21 protein-coding genes are annotated in these 18,158 nt (G+C 58.4%); 1 reads left to right on the top strand and 20 read right to left on the bottom strand.

Features of this window, described 5'->3' with window-relative positions:
* Positions 1-17 precede the first annotated feature (17 nt).
* The 20 genes from AC1DWM_RS15555 to AC1DWM_RS15650 all read right to left on the bottom strand — a co-directional run bounded on the left by AC1DWM_RS15555 (position 18) and on the right by AC1DWM_RS15650 (position 17,453).
* Positions 18-1,019, bottom strand: a complete 1,002-nt coding sequence (locus AC1DWM_RS15555; protein ID WP_477795571.1) for a substrate-binding domain-containing protein — start codon at positions 1,017-1,019, stop codon at positions 18-20.
* A gap of 123 nt (positions 1,020-1,142) precedes the next feature.
* On the bottom strand, positions 1,143-1,961 hold the full coding sequence (locus AC1DWM_RS15560; RefSeq protein ID WP_477795572.1) for an SDR family oxidoreductase: 819 nt from the start codon (positions 1,959-1,961) through the stop codon (positions 1,143-1,145).
* A 196-nt stretch (positions 1,962-2,157) separates the two neighbouring features.
* Complete coding sequence (locus AC1DWM_RS15565; protein ID WP_477795573.1) at positions 2,158-3,033, bottom strand: SMP-30/gluconolactonase/LRE family protein; 876 nt, start codon at positions 3,031-3,033, stop codon at positions 2,158-2,160.
* A 135-nt stretch (positions 3,034-3,168) separates the two neighbouring features.
* Positions 3,169-3,885 carry a FadR/GntR family transcriptional regulator gene (locus AC1DWM_RS15570; RefSeq protein WP_477795574.1) on the bottom strand — a complete coding sequence of 239 codons (717 nt, stop codon included), beginning with the start codon at positions 3,883-3,885 and terminating at the stop codon, positions 3,169-3,171.
* Positions 3,886-4,077: 192 nt separating this feature from the next.
* On the bottom strand, positions 4,078-4,638 hold the full coding sequence (locus tag AC1DWM_RS15575; RefSeq protein ID WP_223518997.1) for a DUF1285 domain-containing protein: 561 nt from the start codon (positions 4,636-4,638) through the stop codon (positions 4,078-4,080).
* A 16-nt stretch (positions 4,639-4,654) separates the two neighbouring features.
* The gene (locus AC1DWM_RS15580) at positions 4,655-5,260 is read right to left on the bottom strand and encodes a DUF4823 domain-containing protein (RefSeq protein ID WP_223518995.1); all 606 of its coding nucleotides are present in this window, start codon (positions 5,258-5,260) and stop codon (positions 4,655-4,657) included.
* A gap of 170 nt (positions 5,261-5,430) precedes the next feature.
* A complete protein-coding gene (locus tag AC1DWM_RS15585) occupies positions 5,431-6,399 on the bottom strand; it encodes a GTP 3',8-cyclase MoaA (RefSeq protein WP_223518993.1) in 969 nt (322 codons plus the stop codon).
* A gap of 139 nt (positions 6,400-6,538) precedes the next feature.
* Complete coding sequence (locus tag AC1DWM_RS15590; protein WP_274072967.1) at positions 6,539-7,177, bottom strand: TetR/AcrR family transcriptional regulator; 639 nt, start codon at positions 7,175-7,177, stop codon at positions 6,539-6,541.
* Positions 7,178-7,520: 343 nt separating this feature from the next.
* Positions 7,521-8,306: a TatD family hydrolase gene (locus AC1DWM_RS15595; RefSeq protein WP_452625427.1), complete on the bottom strand. Its 786-nt coding sequence runs from the start codon at positions 8,304-8,306 to the stop codon at positions 7,521-7,523.
* Between the two features lie 94 nt (positions 8,307-8,400).
* Complete coding sequence (locus AC1DWM_RS15600) at positions 8,401-9,387, bottom strand: DNA polymerase III subunit delta' (RefSeq protein ID WP_223518989.1); 987 nt, start codon at positions 9,385-9,387, stop codon at positions 8,401-8,403.
* A complete protein-coding gene (tmk, locus tag AC1DWM_RS15605; protein ID WP_223518987.1) occupies positions 9,380-10,012 on the bottom strand; it encodes a dTMP kinase in 633 nt (210 codons plus the stop codon). Before tmk ends, AC1DWM_RS15600 begins: the two co-directional genes overlap by 8 nt.
* A 19-nt stretch (positions 10,013-10,031) precedes the next feature.
* On the bottom strand, positions 10,032-11,285 hold the full coding sequence (gene mltG / locus AC1DWM_RS15610; protein WP_477795575.1) for an endolytic transglycosylase MltG: 1,254 nt from the start codon (positions 11,283-11,285) through the stop codon (positions 10,032-10,034).
* Between the two features lie 3 nt (positions 11,286-11,288).
* Entirely contained in the window at positions 11,289-12,104 is an 816-nt protein-coding gene (gene pabC, locus AC1DWM_RS15615; protein WP_223518983.1) for an aminodeoxychorismate lyase, read from the bottom strand.
* Entirely contained in the window at positions 12,104-13,348 is a 1,245-nt protein-coding gene (gene fabF / locus AC1DWM_RS15620) for a beta-ketoacyl-ACP synthase II (protein WP_007945728.1), read from the bottom strand. Before fabF ends, pabC begins: the two co-directional genes overlap by 1 nt.
* Before the next feature lie 112 nt (positions 13,349-13,460).
* Positions 13,461-13,697: an acyl carrier protein gene (gene acpP, locus AC1DWM_RS15625; RefSeq protein ID WP_223518982.1), complete on the bottom strand. Its 237-nt coding sequence runs from the start codon at positions 13,695-13,697 to the stop codon at positions 13,461-13,463.
* Between the two features lie 192 nt (positions 13,698-13,889).
* Positions 13,890-14,633: a 3-oxoacyl-ACP reductase FabG gene (gene fabG / locus AC1DWM_RS15630; protein ID WP_223518981.1), complete on the bottom strand. Its 744-nt coding sequence runs from the start codon at positions 14,631-14,633 to the stop codon at positions 13,890-13,892.
* A gap of 16 nt (positions 14,634-14,649) precedes the next feature.
* The gene (gene fabD / locus AC1DWM_RS15635) at positions 14,650-15,588 is read right to left on the bottom strand and encodes an ACP S-malonyltransferase (RefSeq protein ID WP_477795576.1); all 939 of its coding nucleotides are present in this window, start codon (positions 15,586-15,588) and stop codon (positions 14,650-14,652) included.
* A gap of 126 nt (positions 15,589-15,714) precedes the next feature.
* Positions 15,715-16,725: a phosphate acyltransferase PlsX gene (gene plsX / locus AC1DWM_RS15640; RefSeq protein WP_477795577.1), complete on the bottom strand. Its 1,011-nt coding sequence runs from the start codon at positions 16,723-16,725 to the stop codon at positions 15,715-15,717.
* A 4-nt stretch (positions 16,726-16,729) separates the two neighbouring features.
* The gene (gene rpmF, locus AC1DWM_RS15645; RefSeq protein WP_003179396.1) at positions 16,730-16,912 is read right to left on the bottom strand and encodes a 50S ribosomal protein L32; all 183 of its coding nucleotides are present in this window, start codon (positions 16,910-16,912) and stop codon (positions 16,730-16,732) included.
* A gap of 13 nt (positions 16,913-16,925) precedes the next feature.
* Complete coding sequence (locus AC1DWM_RS15650) at positions 16,926-17,453, bottom strand: YceD family protein (protein WP_004371317.1); 528 nt, start codon at positions 17,451-17,453, stop codon at positions 16,926-16,928.
* 106 nt (positions 17,454-17,559) lie between these two features.
* Between AC1DWM_RS15650 and AC1DWM_RS15655 the strand changes: the two genes are divergently transcribed.
* On the top strand, positions 17,560-18,138 hold the full coding sequence (locus AC1DWM_RS15655) for a Maf family protein (protein WP_477795578.1): 579 nt from the start codon (positions 17,560-17,562) through the stop codon (positions 18,136-18,138).
* Positions 18,139-18,158: the final 20 nt, after the last annotated feature.

Raw genomic sequence — 18,158 nt, forward strand, 5'->3', positions numbered from 1 at the left:
TTGAAATCAACCGAGCCTCAGTTCCACAGGCCGATCTTTTCCAGTTCCTGCTTGAAGTTGTCGCGCGTGATCAGCGTTACGTCGTCCATCGCGGTGAATTTCGCCGGTTCCGTGCCGGTGGTGACCCACTCGTACATCATGCTGGCGGTGTTGTAGCCCTCGATGTGGGGGCTAGGCAGCATCGAGCCGAAGAAACCGCTGTGGGCTTTCTTCAGTTCGCCGATGGCGTCGGTGCCATTGATGCCGATCCCGATGACATTGGCAGCAGCGAAACCGGCGCTTTCGGTGGCGCGCACGCCGCCGAGTACGGTGTTGTCGTTCATGCCGCCGATGATCAGGTTTTTCGCCGAGCCCGGCAGTTTCACCAGCGCCGAGTTGGTGGCGTCCATGCTGCCCGGTACGTCGAGGGTTTTCAGCGCCGAGAACAGGATGTGGTCTTTGGGCATGCCGGCGTCTTCCAGCGCTTTGACCGAACCGTCAGTGCGTTTCTTCCCGGTGTCGAGTTCGTTGAAGGTGTTGATCACCGCGTAGGTGTCTTTCCATTCCCAGCCACGTTTCTTCGCTTCGGTGGCCATGGCGCTGCCTTGTTTCTGGCCGACTTCGAACGCAGCCATGCCGAGGTACGGAACGTCTTCCATGAACTTACCGCTGGTATCGACAAAGCGGTCATCGACGGCGATCACTTTCAAACCGTTCAGCTTGGCTTTGGCCATGATCGCAGGGCCCAGGGACACGTCGGGCGGGCAGATCACGAAGCCCTTGGCACCGTTGGCGGCAAGGCTATCGATGGCCGAGAGGGTTTTTTCGCCGTCCGGCACCGCAATCTTGATCAACGTGAAGCCCTTCTCTTTCCCGGCCTTTTCGGCGAATGCCCATTCGGTCTGAAACCAGGGCTCTTCCGCTTGCTTGACCAGGAAACCGATTTTCACTTCCTCGGCCGCCAGCAGCGTACTGCTCAGGCTAACCGCGGTGACCGCCAAAGCGGCACAGCACAGGGAACGGATCCGACGACGATTCATAAGCTGACTCCTTGTTATTTTTTTTGAGCGTTATTTGAAAGCCGGTGTAAACGATGAAGCTAATAGTCATATCGTATGATGATTGGCTTTCAGACGGAGTTCCGCGCCTGAAAGCCGTTTTGTTCAGTCGTGATACATCACTGAGCGCCCGCCATCGATGGTGATGCACGAGGCATTGATGAACGGCGCTTCATCACTGGCCAGGAATACGGCGGTCATGGCTACTTCAATCGGTTGACCGATGCGACGCGGTGGATGCAAGTCAAACGCGCGCTGGCGCTCGGCCTGCGGGTCGGCAAAACCGTTCCAGTAATCCACGTTCAATTGGGTTTCGATGTAGCCCGGTGCGATGGCGTTGACGCGAATGCCCTTCGGCGCATATTCGATGCCGAGTGCGCGGGTCAGGCCGAGCAAACCGTGTTTGGCCACCGGGTACGGGAAGCAGCCGGGGATGATGTGGGTGGAATGGGTCGAAGCGATGTTGATGATGCTGCCGATGCCCTGCTCGATCATTTGCGGCAATACTGCCTTGCAACCGTACCAAGCGCCGTCGAGGTCGATGGCGAAGCAGCGATGCCAGTCTTCTTCGGTCATTTCCAGAGGATCACGGAACACGTTGACCCCGGCGCAGTTGACCAATACGTCGATCCGGCCGTGCAGGTCAATCGCCAGTCTGGTCATGGCGTGCAGGTCTTGCTGGCGCGATACGTCAGCCTTGATCGCCACCACATCGGCGCCTTGTTCGCGCCAATGCGCCGCGACTTTCTCGACTTTTTCAGCCTGGATGTCGCTGATGATCAACTTGGCCTGCTGGGCTGCAAACGTTGCAACGATGGCCTCACCGATGCCTTGAGCGGCACCGGTCAGCAGCACCACTTTGTTTTTCAGGCGCTCGCCCTTGGGCGGTTCAGCCACCGGTGGCAAGGAAAGAGATTCAGCCATGAATCAACGCTCCTTTTTGCCGGCACAACAAAAACCGGGCATCTGTCGATGTCCGGTCAAAAGACTGTTTGGAAAATCGCTGCATCACTTCACCTGTTTTGTTTTTTTAAGTGTGAGTGCGTGTAACTGATGGCCGACTATAAACCCGCCCACCAAACAATCTCAATATATAATTTCGCATCCCATATTTTGGGATTTAACCAGCAAAACGCACGCATGGCTTTCCGGCCACATCCACTCGAATCGATAACACCGCACCATCCAGCGGATGGTTGAGCGGACTCGCAGCGCTGGTGATGTACAGGGTTTTCAGGTCTTCGCCGCCGAATACGCAACTGGTGGGACGGCTGATGGGCAGTTCGATGATTCGATCAACATGACCGTCCGGGGTCAGCCGGAGTAAACAGCTGCCATTCCAGCGGGCGTTCCAAATGTAGCCTTCGGCGTCCATGGCCGAGCCATCGGGAACCCCACGCTTATCCGGACCGAACCAGACGTAAGCGGTATCCAGATTGCCGTCGGCATGGATGAAATACCGGTACAGCGTGGCGTCGAGGCTGTCGGCGAAAAACAGCGTCGTTGCGTCTTCGCTCCATAGCAGTGTGTTGGGAATCCCCAGCCCTCGAAGCAGTGGCGTCACCCGCGCATCACGGTCGATACGAAACAGGCCGCCGGAGCGACGGGTGACAGGCTGGTCTTCACCGTTTTCGCCGATGTTGTTTTGCATGGTGCCGAGCCAGAGCCGACCCTGCGCATCGCAACGGGCTTCATTGGGGCGATTGCCGGGTTGCGGGTCGGCCACGCAGAGCAGGGTCAGGCGCGGTTCAAGGCCCGGTGAGTCGAGGTCCAGCCGATAGACGCCACTGCTCAACGCGACCAACGCGTCACCGCTTTCGCAGGGGATGAATGCGGAGATATGTTCCGGCATTTCCCAGATCTCGACGTTGGCGCCTATCAGCCGAAGCGCTTGTTTGCCGGCGATATCGACCCAATACAGCGCCTGTGTCGGTACGTCCCAGAACGGGCTTTCGCCAAGTCGCGCGCGGTGCTGGGTCAACGCATTCAACGTCATGAAACCTCCTGCCTTGTTCTTGTTTTTATGTGTGGGAGCGGGTTTGTTTGCGATAACGGTGGATCAGGCAACAATGATGTCGGATGACAAACCGCTATCGCGAGCAAGCTCGGCTCCTACAAGGGATTTGTGGGGTCAGCCGGCTTTTTTGTCGGCCATGACTTGCGGGTAAAAGCGCTTGATCGCCAGGTCCGCGTTATCGATCAGGGTCATGCAGGCCCACACCCCACGCGCGGTGTCGCGGGCGGCGATGGCGTCGGCCATGTCTTTGTGAATCGGCAGCGTACGGCGCAGTTCGTCAGGATCGGCCGCAGAGACTTCGAACGACACCGCTAGCAGCGCGCCCAGGGCCGGGACCATTTGCTCAATGAATTGATTGTGGCTGGCGGCAAGGATGCACTCGTGGAAAATCTGGTCCGCGCGGTTGTAATCGACACCGCTTTCCACTGCCCGCTCCAGCGCGTTGTAGGCCAGAAGCACCGCCTGCACTTGCTCGACCGTCGCCCGCTCACAGGCCCAGCGTACGGCCATGGGTTCGATGGTGCGGCGCAGATCTAGCAAATCGTCGACGAAGTTTTCCGGCAAACCACTGCGTGACAACCAGCCGACGACTTGTGGATCGAAGAGGTTCCAGCGGCGCACCGGCAACACTCGGGTGCCGACTTTCGGCCCGACTTCGAGCATGCCTTTGGCGACCAGGGTTTTGATGGCTTCGCGAATGACCGTGCGACTGACACCGAGCTGCTCGCCCAGATCGGCTTCAACCTTGAGCGTTTCGCCGGGCTTCACTTGGCCAGCGGCAATCCAGCAACCCAGCCAATCAACGGTCGATGCATGAAAACTGCTGGACATGGAAACCTCAAAACCGCGCGCGAAGTAGCAACACGCTAATCATCATATGATTGAGTGTCAATTGGATTCTTCGGGAAACATGGAGATCAAATGTAGGAGCGAGCCTGCTCGCGATGAGGCCATAACTTTCAACATTAATGTTGAATGTCACACCGCCATCGCGAGCAGGCTCACTCCTACATTTTGAGTTGCTTAAGGTTCGAGACCGATGGGAAAGAACTCGCCACCGCTCCACACCCCAAGCCAGCGCTGTCCGTCGATTTCACGGGTCACTGCCAGTTCCACCAGTTGGTAGAACACGTTTCGATGAATCAGCGCTTCGAGGTTGGTGCGCACGTGGACATAGGGCGCCGGCTCTTGGGTGACAGGGTCGATTACCACGCGTATCGGGTGCTCTGCGCCCGCCTCGCTGGTTTCATCAACGTTGGTGGTGAACCGCAGGAGCTGAGCTTCGCCCTCGCCTTCCACATCCACGGTGATCGCCACAAACGGTGCATCATCGACCTTGATCCCGACCTTCTCGACCGGCGTGATCAGGAAATAGTCATCGCCATCGCGGCGAATGATGGTAGAGAACAGTTTGACCATCGGCTTGCGCCCGATCGGCGTGCCCAGGTAATACCAGGTGCCGTCGCGGGCGATGCGCATATCGATGTCGCCACAGAAATCAGGGTTCCACAGGTGAACCGGCGGCAAGCCTTTTGTTTTGGGGATCTGCCCCAACAAATCGTTGGCTTTTTGCGGGTCACTCATGGCGTACTCCTTGAATTTACTGGTCGCTGATCCCGATCAGGCTGCGCGCATATTGCTGCAGCGGCGGGCCAATCAGGTCTTCTGGCCTGTTGTCGTGGAACGTCAGTAAACCGCCACGACTCTTGATGGTTGCAGTATCAATCAAATACTGGGTGTTGGTCTCGATCAACATGATCTGAATCACGCCGCTGTCGATACCGAGGCGATCCACGTATTCCTGATCGATCCAGTCATCCATGTTGCCGATGCGGTCGTCAGCGTTGGCGAACCGGGTGTAAAGCAGGTAATGGGCACCGGCGGCGCGGGCTTCAGCCATGGCTCGGTCGATACCTTCGGGTGTGCGGGCGCGGCGTACCATCGGGAAGTATTCGATAAAGCCGTTGAAGGCCTCTTCGGCCACCGCGTTAGGGCGCGGATAGACACTGCCCGGTGGCGCGAACGGACCTTGGGCGATGTAGATGAACGAGTCCGGCTGAATGCGCAGGTTGTTTACCCGACGGCTGTTGCTGTGATCCAGCAGTCCCACGTCGCTCATCTGGTAGCGAGTCTCTTCAGCCATGTCGCTGACATTCATGCAGCCACCCAGCGCCAAAACTGCCAGAAGCAAAACCAGACTACGCATCCTACCCTCCAGAGGCCGGTGACGGAAAACCGGCGAATGGCCATTGGATGCAGCTTCCGCGCCAGCTCAAGTTGATTATCGCCTTATAGATCGCAATCGCGGGCAAGCCACGCTCCCACAGGTTTTGCGCAAATCATTGTGGGAGCGAGCCTGCTCGCGATGAGGGAGAGTCAGCCGCCAATAATCTTCATGATCGTCGCACCACCCGAAAACGCCACTTCCTGCTTGTCACCCAAGGCCTTCACCAGCAGCCGCTGCAAAGCAGGCAGCGCTTGATGGCGAGGCTTGTCCAGCAAGTCGCCGACGTAATGGCGATTGCTCGACGACAGGCAGCCATGCAGCCAACCCGTGGATGAAAGACGCAAACGTGAGCAAGTACGGCAGAACGGAACGCTTTCGTTGGCGATCACGCCGAAGTGACCCAGCCCTGGAATTTCATAACGTACCGCAGTGGCATCGACCGGCGCATCGGCTTGCAGGTATTCATAGCGCTCGCCAATCAGGCTCAGCAACTGCTGGAGGCTGACGAACTGTTGCAGGAAAGCATTGGAGTCGGTGGCCAGATGGCCCATGCGCATCAGTTCGATGAAGCGCAACTCATAGCCGCGCTCCAGGCAGTAATCGAGCAGCGGCATCACCTGATCAAGGTTCTGTCCGCGCAATGGCACCATGTTGACCTTGATCTTGATACCCGCTGCGCTGGCCTGATCCATACCGTCAAGTACGGTCGCCAGATCACCGCCGCGCGCAATGCTGCGAAAAGCGCTGGCGTCCAGGGTGTCGAGGGAAACGTTGATACGACGAATGCCGGCATCTACCAGCAACGGCAGCTTTTTCGCCAGCAATTGACCATTGGTGGTCAGGCTGATGTCTTGCAGGCCCATCTGGCCGACGGCGGTCATGAAGGCTTCGAGTTTGGGGCTGACCAGCGGCTCGCCACCGGTGATGCGCAAACGCTCGATGCCCGCCGCTTCAATCAAATACGCCACGCCGCGCGCCATCGCCTCGGCCGACAATTCATCCTGCGCAGCCACCAGACGCTTGCCGTTAGGCACGCAGTAGGTACAAGCGTAGTTGCAGGCTGAAGTCAGACTGATCCGCAAATTGCGAAAACGCCTGCCTTGACGGTCAACGATCATGGATCACTCCGGCGATGGGAAATTGGAACGCGCAAAACTTGACTCAGAATTCAAGTTTTAGCAAGTCCCATGCCTGAGTATATTCCTGCGGTACTGCGCCATATAGCTAAATCATGGCGCAATCAGGCAGCTGAATGATTCAGCTGCTCGGAGTGTCGTTATCGCGCTTGCGCTTGTTGCCCATGCGCACGCCGATGTCCATCAGGAACTGAAAGAAGCCTTCCTGATCTTCCAGCACATTGCTCCAGAACGGTGAGTGATACAGCGCCACGGCGCCATGCACCAGCGCCCAGGACGCGCAGTAATGGAAGTAAGGCGGCACGTCTTCGAGCTTGCCTTCGCTGATCCGGCCTTTGATCAGCAGGGTCAGGCGTTCAAAGTTGGAGGCGCGGATCTTGTGCAGTTCCTCGACCATCTCCGGCACTTGATTGCCCTTGACCACCTTCTCTTCCAGTCGGTCGAACAAACGATAGCGTTGCGGATCACGCATGCGGAATTCGAAGTAAGCCCGGGACAGCGCTTCCTTGTCCTTGTCGACATCGGCCGAATGCAACAGCTCGTTCAAATCACGCTCGTAATCGAGCATCAGGCGCAGATAAATCTCCGCCTTGGATTTGAAGTGCTTGTAGATCGTGCCTTTGCCGATACCGACGGCATCAGCAATCATCTCGACGGTGACACTGTCTTCACCTTGGTCGAGGAACAGCTTGAGCGCGGTATCGAGAATTTCTTGCTCGCGGCGACGAAACTCACGGACCTTACGAGGTTCTTTATGCATAAGAAAAGGTCTGTTGGGGGTCAAAATTCGAAGCCGCGTATTATGCCTAACTTACGCAAAAATGCACGGATCATCCGACCATATCTGTGTTTCGTGATGATTTCCAGCAGGGTCGCCCACTGATGAGAACTCTTCCGAAGCGGCCGTATTCCAAAATTGTTTAAAAATCGCGACCGGTAAACTGGACGAGGCGCAATAGTGATCAATACTTGAACTGTCGGCGAGACATCTCCCCCAAGTGTTTCGCCGATATTGGTACCAACGGACCGCGTGCCATTGTTTTACTCCTAATGGTCTTAACCCGGATTCACCCCCCAGAACCCGGGTTTTTTTTGCCTGCGATTTAACCTTTCACATGCGCCAGCGGGAACAGCCGCTTGAAGTTCTCAGTGGTCTGCTCGGCAAATCGCTCGTAGGGCTCGCCTCGCAACATTGACAGAAACTCCGCAACTTCACGCACGTACTGCGGCAGATTCGGCTTGCCGCGATACGGGATCGGCGCGAGGTACGGTGAGTCGGTTTCCACCAGCAAACGGTCGGCCGGCACCTTGCTGGCCACATCGCGCAATGCATCGGCATTGCGAAAAGTGACAATACCGGACAAGGAAATGTAATAGCCCATGTCCAAGGCAGCCTTGGCCATATCCCAGTCTTCGGTAAAGCAATGCAGTACACCGGCCTGAGGCAGTGCCGCTTCACGCAACAAGCTCAGGGTATCGGCGCGGGCACCACGGGTGTGGATGATGACTGGCTTGCCAGTCTGCCGGGCCGCTTGCAGGTGCAGACGAAACGACTCCTGCTGCAACTCTGCCGCTTGCGGTTCGTAGTGATAATCCAGACCGGTTTCACCAATCGCGACCACACGGGGGTGATTGAGCTCGCGCAATAGCCAATCCAGCGCGGGCGCAGCGCCCGGTTGCACATCCAGCGGATGCACGCCGACCGAACAGTCGACGTCGTCATAACGTTCGGCCAGGGCTTTGACGTCGGCGGCGTTGTCGACGCTGACGCCGATGCACAGGAAGTGCCCTACCCCGCGCTGACGAGCCGCATCGAGTGCGGCATCCAGAGAGCCGTCGTGGGCGGCGAGGTCGAGGCGATCAAGGTGACAATGGGAATCTACGAGCATAAAAGGGCTGCAACTTACATCGTATGAGTGGGACGGTCGGACTTGAGGGCTCCGGCCAGGTGGGTGCAGATGCACAGAGTCTAGGCGCAGACGGTCACTTCTGGGTAGGCAAGGACGCCCATTGCACCAGCAGCGCTTCCAGCAATAACACCCGGTTCAGGTTCGCCTTGCTCATCACTTTCTGGCGCTGGGCGAGGATCCAGTCCTGAATACCGAGGACTTTGTCCTGACTGGTTTTCTGCGCCAGGTACTGAACCACCTTGCGCATGTCCGCCAGCCCGAGGCCTTCTTCATCCTGAGTCAATTGATAACGCAGAATCAGGCTCGACCAGTCACAAAACCAGTCGAACAACAGCAATAGCGGGATCGCATTCCAGCCTTCGGCCAGTTGCGTTGGCGATTGTTGCTGCTTGAGCAACTTTTTCACCCCATCGACCACCAGTGCCCGCTGCTCGCGCACGCCTTGGGCTTGCAGGGTGACCGCAGCCAGTGGTGAACCGGCGGCCAGGGTCAGCAGTTCGATACGTTCTTCTTCCGCGCAGTCCGGCAAGGCTTTGGCCAGCCAGGCAAGGCTCATCGCCTCGCTTGGCAAAGGGCAGGCTTGCTGGACGCAGCGGCTTTTGATGGTCGGCAACAGTCGACTGGTCTGGTGGCTGACCAGCAGCAAAACGGTATCGCCCGACGGCTCTTCAAGGCTTTTGAGCAAGGCGTTGGCGGCATTGACATTCATCGACTCGACCGGCTCGATCAACACCACTTTGCGCCCGCCCATCTGCGAGGTCTGCACCACGAAGCTGACCAACTCGCGCACCTGATCGACCTTGATCGCCTTGTCGGCTTCTTCCGGTTCCAGGATGTAATTGTCGGGATGGCTGCCAGCCTTCAGTAGCAGACAGGATTTGCATTCACCGCAAGCGTCCTGCGCGGTCGGGCGCTGGCACAGCAAACTGGCCATCAACCGTTCGGCCAGCGCGCGCTTGCCGATCCCGGCCGGGCCATGCAGCAGATAGGCATGAGCGTGTTGCTTACGACCGGCCAACTGCTGCCAGAGACTGTCTTGCCACGGATAGGCTTCAGCCACGTGTCAACTCCAGCAGACGCGGCAGCAGAACGTCCAGAGACCGCTGAACCTGCGCCAGTGGCTGGGCCGCATCGACCAGTACATACCGCGCAGGGTCCGCTTCAGCGCGCTTGAGAAATGCACTACGCACCGCATCAAAAAAGGTTCGGCCTTCGAGTTCAAAACGGTCCAGTCGACCGCGAGCGCTGGCACGGGCCAGTCCCACTTCCACCGGCAGGTCGAAGATCAGCGTCAAATCCGGGCGCAGATCGCCCTGGACGAAAGTTTCCAGGGTCGCGATGCGTTCCAGCGACAAACCGCGACCGCCGCCCTGATAGGCGTAGGTAGAATCCGTAAAGCGATCACACAGGACCACCGCACCACGGGCCAGCGCCGGGCGAATCACTTCGGCCAGGTGTTGGGCGCGCGCGGCGAATACCAGCAACAATTCGGTGTCGGGGTTCATGACTTCATCAGCTGGCGCCAGCAGCACGTCGCGAATCCGCTCGGCCAACGGCGTACCGCCCGGTTCGCGGGTCAGCACCACTTCGATACCGGCAGCGCGCAGGCGCTCGGCCAGGTATTCGCGATTGGTGCTTTTGCCAGCACCTTCCGGGCCTTCCAGGGTAATAAACAAGCCAGTCACGGGCAGTCCTTAGTCAGAATTATTGCGGGCTTTGCGGAGCGGCTGCATCCGGCGCGGGCTCAGGTGCAGGTTCAGGCGTCGGTGCAGGAGCCGCTTCAGGTGTAGGCGCAGGAGCCGGCTCAGGAGCCGGTTCTTGCGGCGCCACGGATGGCAAAGCCTCGGGATCGGGACCCGGCGAAGCCGCCGGAATCGGCGCCTCGGTGTCCAGCGATTCGCCATTCGCCGTCTCTGGCGCAGGGATCGGCGCCGGGCTGGAACGATAGTCGACTCGACGCCTGATCTGGAACTCGCGCACCGCGTTGTTGTGAGCATCCAGATCATCTGAGAACACATGACTGCCATCGCCACGCGCGACGAAATACAGACTGTTGCCGGCCACCGGGTTCAACGCGGCATGGATGGCTTCGCGACCGACCATGGCAATCGGTGTCGGCGGCAGGCCCGAGATCACATAAGTGTTGTACGGGGTCGCTTCCCTGAGGTGGGCACGGGTCAATTTACCGCTATAGCGATCACCAAGACCGTAGATCACCGTCGGGTCGGTCTGCAGCAACATGCCGATCGCCATGCGTCGAACGAAGACGCCAGCAATCTGCCCGCGCTCCTGCGGCACGCCGGTTTCCTTTTCCACCAGCGAGGCCATGATCAGCGCCTGATAGGGCTCGGTGTATGGCACGTCAGCAGCGCGCTGATCCCACTCTTTGCCGAGGACCTCGTCGAGGCGGTCATAGGCTTTTTTCAGCAGATCGACGTCGCTCATGCCACGCACAAACCGATAGGTGTCGGGGAAAAAGCGACCTTCCGGAAAGATCCCGCGGTGACCGAGCTTCTCCATCACCTGACCGTCACTCAACCCGTCGAGGGTCTGCTCGAGTTTTTCGTCTTTGGCCAGGGCTGCGCGAACCTGACGGAAATTCCAGCCCTCGACCAGGGTCAGGCTGTATTGAACCATTTCGCCGCGTTTCCACAGCTCGATCAGCCCCTCAACCGTCATGCCCGGAATCATGCGGTACTCGCCACTGTGCAAAGGTTGCTTGGGGAGATTGAAGCGCCAGTAAACGCGCAGCCAGAACGCATCCTTGATGACGCCCTTGGCTTCGAGTCGATAGAAGGTGCGGGTTGGCGTCGTGCCCTTGGGCACTTCCAGCAGTTCTTCCTGGGTGATGTTCAGCGGCTGTTCCAGCGCCGAATGGATTTTCCAGGCAGAAGCGCCCAGACACAGCCCGGCCAGAACCAATCCGGTTTCCAGCAGCAGCAAGAATTTACGTCTCACGTATCAAGCATCCAGTAGCGCACGGGCAATGGTTTGGAGTTTACGGGTGAGCGGCCCAACCGGCCAGCTCAACGCAGCATAGGCACGCACCGGCCAAACGCCATACACGCTGTTGCAGACAAAGACTTCATCGGCCCATTGCAGCTGATCTAGGCTGATGTCGGTGATTTGCGTGGGAATCCCCAGTGACTCGGCTTGAAACAATAATTCGGCACGCATCACGCCGGCCACGCCACAGCGTTTTAAATCGGCGGTGATCAGCACGCCATCGCGCACTAGGAACAGATTACTGAACACACCTTCGATGACGCGACCGGCCTGATCGAGCATCAAGCCTTCGGCATGTTCGGTGTCTTGCCATTCGCCACGGGCAATCACTTGCTCAAGACGGTTCAGATGTTTAAGCCCGGCGAGCAAGGGTTGTCTGGAAAGTCGCGTGACGCAGGGGAACAGACGGACGCCCTGCTCTGCATGAACAAACGGATAAGCAGCAGGAGGATTGCCTTGCAGAATGCGTCGGGCTTGCGCCGAAGGATCGGGAGCATAACCGCGCAAGCTGTCGCCGCGCGTGAGAATGAGCTTGAGCACACCCTCACCGAGCGCTGCGGCGTAGGCCAGCAATTCGTTGCGAACCAGCTCGTGATCAACAGCGATCGCCAGGCGCGAACAGCCTTGCGCCAGACGCGACAGGTGCCGGTCCAGCAACAGCGGCTGCCCGCCACGCACAGCAATGGTCTCGAACAGACCATCGCCGTAAGCCAGGCCGCGATCTTTCAGCGACAGAGCGTCTGCCGGCTGACCGTCGACCCAGCTGTCCATCAGTCAGCGAACCGGCGGAACACCAGCGAGCCGTTGGTCCCGCCAAAACCGAAGGAGTTGGACAGCACCACATCGATGTCCATGTTGCGCGCAGTGTGCGGAACAAAGTCGAGATCACAGCCTTCGTCCGGCTCATCGAGGTTGATGGTCGGCGGCGCTACCTGGCTGTTGATCGCCAGCACGCTGAAGATTGCCTCGACTGCGCCCGCTGCGCCCAGCAAGTGACCGGTCATGGACTTGGTCGAACTGACGGCCAGCTTGTAGGCGTGATCGCCAAACACCGACTTGATCGCACAGGCTTCGGCAAGGTCGCCGGCCGAGGTCGAAGTACCGTGGGCGTTGACGTATTGAACCTGATCGACGTTGACCTTGGCATCGCGCAGGGCGTTGGTGATGCAACGTGCAGCACCTGCACCGTCCGCCGGTGGCGAGGTCATGTGGTAAGCATCGCCACTGGTGCCGAAGCCGATCAGCTCGGCGTAGATGGTCGCGCCGCGCGCCTTGGCGTGCTCCAGTTCTTCTAGCACTAGAGCACCGGCACCGTCGGACAAGACAAAGCCATCACGGCCCTTATCCCAAGGGCGGCTGGCACGGGTCGGCTCATCGTTGCGGGTCGACAGTGCGCGGGAAGCACCAAAGCCCCCCATGCCCAGCCCGCACGCTGCCATTTCGGCACCGCCGGCAATCATCACGTCGGCTTCGTCGTACATGATGTTACGGGCTGCCATGCCAATGCAGTGAGTACCGGTGGTACACGCGGTGGCGATGGCGTAGTTAGGTCCCTGTGCACCCAGGTGGATGGACAGGAAACCGGAAATCATATTGATGATCGAGCCAGGCACGAAAAACGGAGAGATCCGTCGTGGGCCAGTATCATGCAGGGTGCGGCTGGTTTCTTCGATATTGGTCAGACCGCCAATACCCGACCCCATCGCCACGCCGATACGCTCGCGGTTGGCGTCAGTGACTTCCAGACCGGAATTGCGTACAGCCTGAAAACCTGCGGCCAGACCGTATTGAATAAACAGGTCGAGCTTGCGAGCTTCCTTGACCGACAGGTATTCCTCGACATTGAAGCCCTTTACCGAGCCGCCAAAACGGGTGGAATAGGCAGAAAGGTCGGTGTGTTCGATCAGACCAATGCCACTGCGGCCAGCCAGAATGCCCTGCCAACTGCTCGGCACATCCGTGCCCAGTGGCGACAACATACCCATACCGGTGACTACGACGCGTCTACGCGACACAGCACTCTCCTTTTTTTTTCAAATGACGACTTTGCATCATGCCTAAAGAAAAAACCGCACGCCGTGATGGCAGTGCGGTTTTTCCATGACAGCAAGCAACGATTACAAGCTATTAACCCTGGTGGTTAGTAACGTAATCGATTGCGGCTTGTACAGTAGTGATCTTCTCAGCTTCTTCGTCAGGAATTTCGGTCTCGAATTCCTCTTCCAGAGCCATCACCAGCTCAACGGTGTCAAGGGAGTCGGCACCCAGGTCTTCAACGAAGGAAGCAGTGTTGACCACTTCTTCTTCTTTAACGCCCAGTTGCTCAGCAACGATTTTCTTGACGCGCTCTTCGATGGTGCTCATACCTTGTTTTCACTCCTAATGGACAAATTCAGGCAGCTGGCCAGTGGGTAAGTGTATAGAAAGACTTTTCAGCTTTTCAACTGAAAGCTTCACTCCTCAAACCCGACAGCCCTCTGCCTATAAAATAGATTGCAGCTTTATAACGGATTTTAGACAGCTCGTATGACATTTTTTTGAAGCGATCCGTCACATTTAACTCATGTACATCCCGCCGTTCACCGGGATTGTAGCCCCAGTAACGTAAGCCGCACCGTCGGACGCAAGAAAAGCGACCACAGACGCGATCTCTTGAGCTTGCCCCAGACGGCCCAGCGGAATCTGCGTCTGCAAGGCTTCACGCTGTGCCTCAGGCAGCTCACGGGTCATATCGGTGTCGATGAACCCTGGGGCCACCGAGTTTACCGTAATCGAACGCGAACCGACTTCACGCGCCAGTGCGCGGCTGAAACCTTCCAGACCGGCCTTGGCGGCTGCGTAGTTTACTTGGCCTGCGTTGCCCATGGCACCCACAACCGAGCCAATACTGATAATTCGTCCCCAACGGGCTTTGGTCATACCGCGCAAAACGCCCTTGGACAGGCGGAACAGACTGTTCAGGTTGGTATCGACAACGTCATGCCACTCGTCGTCTTTCATACGCATCATCAGGTTATCGCGGGTGATACCGGCATTGTTGACCAGGATCGCCGGAGCACCGAACTGTGCAGTGATGCTCGCCAGTACTGCAGCAACGGATTCGTCGCTGGTGACATTGAGCTCAAGACCGGTGCCTTGAATTCCGTTTTCCTTCAAGGTTGCGGCGATGCGCTCGGCACCGGAAGCGGAGGTCGCGGTGCCAATCACGGTGGCGCCCTGACGACCCAGTTCCAGGGCGATGGCCTGGCCGATCCCGCGGCTCGCGCCGGTGACCAGTGCAACTTTACCTTGCAGACTCATGCAAGTTTCTCCTGATTCAGGCCAGCGCTGCACGGGCGGCAGCGAAAGCGTCTGGGGTATTGAGGTTGGATGTCGACACGCCTTCGGCGCAGCGCTTGTTCAGACCGGCCAGCACTTTGCCAGGACCGCATTCGACCAGTTGGGTCGCGCCCTTGGCGGCCAGCGCCTGGACTGATTCAACCCAGCGCACCGGCTTGTAGAGCTGCTCAAGCAGATCGCGCTTGAGGGTATCCAGATCGGCCGGCACATTGGCGCTGACGTTCTGTACGACAGGAATCTGCGGCGCTTGCCAGTCGACTGCAGCGATGGACTCGGCAAAACGCTCGGCCGCCGGGCGCATCAGCTCACAGTGCGACGGCACGCTGACCGGCAACGGCATGGCGCGCTTGGCACCACGAGCCTTGCAGCCTTCGATGGCGCGCTCCACTGCCGCCTTGGCACCGGCGATCACCACCTGGCCCGGGGAGTTGAAGTTCACCGCGCTGACCACTTCGCCTTGCGCCGCTTCGGCACAGGCTGCCAGCACGTCAGCATCGTCCAGACCGAGAATGGCGGCCATGCCACCCTGCCCGGCCGGAACGGCTTCCTGCATCAACTGACCACGGCGTTCAACCAGCTTGACCGCATCGCCGAGGCTCAGGCTGCCCGCAGCAACCAGAGCGCTGTACTCGCCCAGGCTATGACCGGCAACGTAAGCCGGACGCGCGCCGCCTTCAGCCAGCCACAGACGCCACAAGGCGATCGAGGCGGTCAGAATGGCCGGCTGGGTTTTATCGGTTTGATTGAGTTGCTCTTCCGGCCCTTGCTGGGTCAGTGCCCACAGGTCGTAACCCAGAGCATCGGAAGCTTCTTTGAATGTTTCGAGGACAACCGGATGTTGCGCGCCCAACTCGGCCAGCATGCCGAGGGACTGCGAACCCTGCCCTGGAAAGACAAATGCGAGGGAAGCAGACATTTAACAAGCCCCTAATGATCTTGTCGTCGGAGAATTGATGTCCCAAGTGGGGGGACGCAAGAAACTGACAGTTGGATGGCCAATTGACCAAAGCGGTCACATTTAAGCATTGTCCGACGAAAACGCCTAAAGCAACAAATCCTCCAGACGACCGTGAATCCGCTCCGGCAGATTTTCCTGAATTTCGATCAACGCACGGGAAATGGCGCTTTGAAACCCCTGAACCCCGGCCGAACCGTGGCTTTTCACCACAATCCCTTGCAAACCAAGGAAGCTGGCGCCGTTATGCCGCGCAGGTGCGAGCTCAGCCTGAAGACGCTTCATCAGCGGCAACGCCAAGGCCCCCACCATTTTCGACGCGAGGTTTTTCTTGAACAAGGCTTCGATGCGCCCGGCAATCATGGTCGCCAGCCCCTCGCTGGACTTGAGCAGGATATTGCCGACAAAGCCATCACACACCACCACATCCGCCTCGCCACGGTACAAACCGTCACCTTCGACAAAACCGATGTAATTGATGCCACGAGCAGCCTGCAACAAGGTGGCCGCCAGCTTGACCTGCTGATTACCTTTGATGTCTTCGGTACCGATGTTCAGTAGCGCGACACGCGGACGAGCAATGCCGAGCGCTTCCGCCGCCACCGAGCCCATGACCGCGAACTGCAACAAGTGCTCGGCACTGCAATCAACATTGGCGCCCAGATCGAGTAACTGGCAGTAGCCCTTTTGCGTCGGAATCGCCGCCACCATTGCCGGACGATCAATGCCCGGCAAGGTCTTGAGCACAAACCGCGACAACGCCATCAGCGCGCCGGTATTGCCGGCACTGACACAAGCCTGAGCCTTGCCATCGCGCAATAACTCAAGCGCCACGCGCATCGACGAGCCGGGCTTGCCGCGCAGGGCCTGCGCAGGCTTTTCGTCCATGGTGATGACTTCAGACGCGGGCGCAATCGACAGGCGCGAGCGATCCACAGCCGATTGGCCAGAGAGCAATTCTTCAAGAAGGGAGGGTTGACCGACGAGGGTCAGGTGCAGCGAGGGTGTAGCAGACAGGCAAGCGAGGCTGGCCTGAACAATGCTGCGGGGACCGAAGTCCCCGCCCATTGCGTCAATCGCGATGACTTGAGCGGACAAGTGATTACTCGTCAGCGCCCTTGTCGATCACTTTACGGCCACGGTATACGCCTTCTGGCGATACGTGGTGACGCAGGTGAACTTCACCGGTGGTTTTTTCTACAGACAGGGTGCTAGCCTCGAGAGCGTCGTGCGAACGGCGCATGTCACGGGCGGAGCGGGATTTTTTGTTCTGCTGAACAGCCATAATTGATTAACTCCTAAACGTTTGGGTCACGCTTTAACTGCGCCAATACACTGAACGGGTTGGACCGCGTTACCTCGTCCTCGCTCGGTTCGGGCTCATCGAGACCCGCCGGCTGCTGGCATTCTTCCGGATGATGAGCAGGCACAATGGGCAAGGCGAGCAGAAGCTCCTCCTCGATCAGTGACTGCAGATCCAAAGGATCTTCGCCCAGTTCCAGCACGTCATAACCTTTCGGCAACGACTGGGTATTCGCACCCTCCTTCACCACAGCATAACTGCATTCGCTATGGATCGGCAGGGTGACCAGCTCAAGACAACGCTGGCAAACCATTTTGACCTCGGTGTCGATAAAGCTGTGGATGACCACAGATTTACGTTCATCTCGTTCAAAAACGAATTTAGCCTGCACCGTACCGACAGTGTCGGAAAGCGGGTCGCAGAGTCTCTCCAAATCGGCTAGCAGCAGTTCACCTTGAAGGGTGGTGCCACGATCAGCCAATTTGCGCGGGTCAACGTGAGGTGGAATCGGGTCATTCAACATAGGCGCAGCATTATAGGGATGCCCCCAGCCATGTCAAAGGAAATTCAGCCCTGTCCGTCACTTGCAAGCCTCCGCTAGAATTCACGCCTGACTTTTGGAGTTGCGCATGCTGCCTTTATTACTCGCTTCAAGCTCGGTGTATCGCAGGGAATTGCTGGCCCGCTTGCAGCTGCCATTCACCTGCAGCTCGCCGGATATCGACGAAAGCCATCGACCGGGCGAGCCGGCCATTGAACTGGTCAAACGCCTCGCCAAAGAAAAAGCCTTGGCACTTGCGGGCAGCCATACCGCCCATCTGATCATCGGCTCCGACCAGGTCGCGGTACTCGGTGACAGGATTATCGGCAAACCCCACACCTTCGAAAAGGCCCGCGAACAACTGCTGGCCGCCAGCGGTGCCAGCGTGACCTTCCTCACCGGACTGGCACTGCTCAACAGCCAGACTGGCGACTGCCAGGTTGATTGCGTGCCGTTCACCGTCCACATGCGCGCACTCGATCAGGCACGCATCGAACGCTACCTGCGCGCCGAACAGCCCTACGACTGCGCTGGCAGCTTTAAGGCCGAGGGTTTGGGGGTGAGTCTGTTTCAAAGCACCGAAGGCCCTGACGCCACCAGCCTGATCGGCCTGCCACTGATCCGCCTGATCGACATGCTGCTGGCCGAAGGCGTGCAAATTCCCTGAACACAAAAAACCGGCCACGA

The sequence above is a fragment of the Pseudomonas sp. P4_C8 genome (assembly GCF_056401975.1).